The 1,485-nt window shown below is 39.7% G+C and carries 2 protein-coding genes and 1 pseudogene; all 3 read left to right on the top strand.

The genetic code is table 11. The annotated features are described in order from the left end of the window. Window positions 1-33 precede the first annotated feature (33 nt). Window positions 34-570: a helix-turn-helix domain-containing protein gene (locus FFM59_RS09940; RefSeq protein ID WP_003645712.1), complete on the top strand. Its 537-nt coding sequence runs from the start codon at window positions 34-36 to the stop codon at window positions 568-570. Next, entirely contained in the window at window positions 567-935 is a 369-nt protein-coding gene (locus FFM59_RS09945) for an IS3 family transposase (RefSeq protein WP_170175982.1), read from the top strand. The genes FFM59_RS09940 and FFM59_RS09945 overlap by 4 nt, the downstream gene beginning before the upstream one ends. Window positions 936-995: 60 nt before the next feature. After that, a pseudogene (locus tag FFM59_RS09950) lies at window positions 996-1,454 on the top strand (transposase); the annotation flags it as partial. Between the last annotated feature and the right edge of the window lie 31 nt (window positions 1,455-1,485).

Consider the following 1,485-nt stretch of genomic DNA (forward strand, 5'->3'; position numbering starts at 1 on the left):
CCGAGATTGGACAACAATCTCGGGGGTTTTATTATGACTAAATTTAATTTAGAGTTACGAATTTCTATTGTGACACAATATTTAACGGGTATTAGTTCCATTCAATTGGCCAGAAAATACCATATTGCCAACAATGAAACGATTCTCCTATGGGTTCATCGCTTTAATCGTTTTGGCATTGCAGGATTAAAACCGAGACCTATGAACTTGGAATACTCTAGTGAGTTCAAGATAGAAGTATTAAACTGGAAACAACAGCACCAAGCTTCGCTTTCAGAAACAGCACTACACTTCAATCTCTCTTCACCAAGTACTATCTGGCAATGGCAAAGAAAGTTTGATTTAAAGGGACTCAGTGGCCTAAATAGAGTGAGAGGAGATCCAAAGACTATGGCTAAGCATAAGCATAAAAAAGTAACCAAACCCACAACAGCACAAATTCAAGCACGCCACGATAAAGATGAGTTAAAGCAACTCAAGCAAGAAAATAAGATGTTAAGAATCGAGAATGAATTCCTAAAAAAACTCGATGCCTTAGATCACGAAAAATCAGCTCACGCGAAACCGTGACCTTAATTGATGATCTGAGGCGAGTCTTCAAAACGTCGATTAGTTTTATCCTCAAAGCCGTTAAGATACCACGTAGCACGTACTATTACACTAAGCACAGCCAGGGACGAAAATATGATGATGACCAGGTTATCCAAGCCATTGATGAAATTCGCCAAACAGATGCCAAGTATACTCAAAAATACGGTTACCGTCGCATAACGTTAGTTATGCATGAACAGGGATTTAAAGTTAATCACAAACGCGTCCTCCGAATTATGAAGGAACAAGGCTGGACATGTCAGGCCTTTAATAAGCAAACTCGTAAATATAACTCATACAAAGGAGTTGTTGGTAGAATCGCCAAAAACAAGTTACACCGGTGATTCAAGACAGATCGACCATATCAAAAACTTGTCGCCGACGTTAGTGAATTTCGATACGGTCAGATGAGTCAAAGTGAACGAATCTATTTAGAGCCCATCATGGATTTATTTTCGGGTGAAATTTTGGCATTTAACATTAGTGCACATCCAACTCTTGAGTTTGCGTTGAAGCCACTAAAAGAAGCATTAGATGGACTACCTGAGCTTCCTTATCGAACAACGGTACACACAGATCAAGGATTTCAGTACCAACATAAGCAGTGGCAAAAAACGCTTAAAACTCATCATACCTTTCAGAGTATGTCCCGTAAGGCGACTTGCTTAGATAACGCCGCCATGGAATCATTCTTTCATCTCATGAAAGCAGAGATGATGGATGAACACTTCGAAAATCCAGAGAGTCTCGCGCAAGCGATGACTGAATGGATTGAGTTTTATAATAACCGTAGAATCAGGACCAAGCTAAAAGGCAAGTCACCAGTACAATACCGAGAACTTGCCAATCAGTTAGTAGCTTAATTTAGTTGTCCAAACTTGTGGGTTCACTTCA

The sequence above is a fragment of the Paucilactobacillus nenjiangensis genome, from assembly GCF_005405445.1.
Classification (GTDB): Bacteria; Bacillota; Bacilli; order Lactobacillales; family Lactobacillaceae; genus Paucilactobacillus; species Paucilactobacillus nenjiangensis.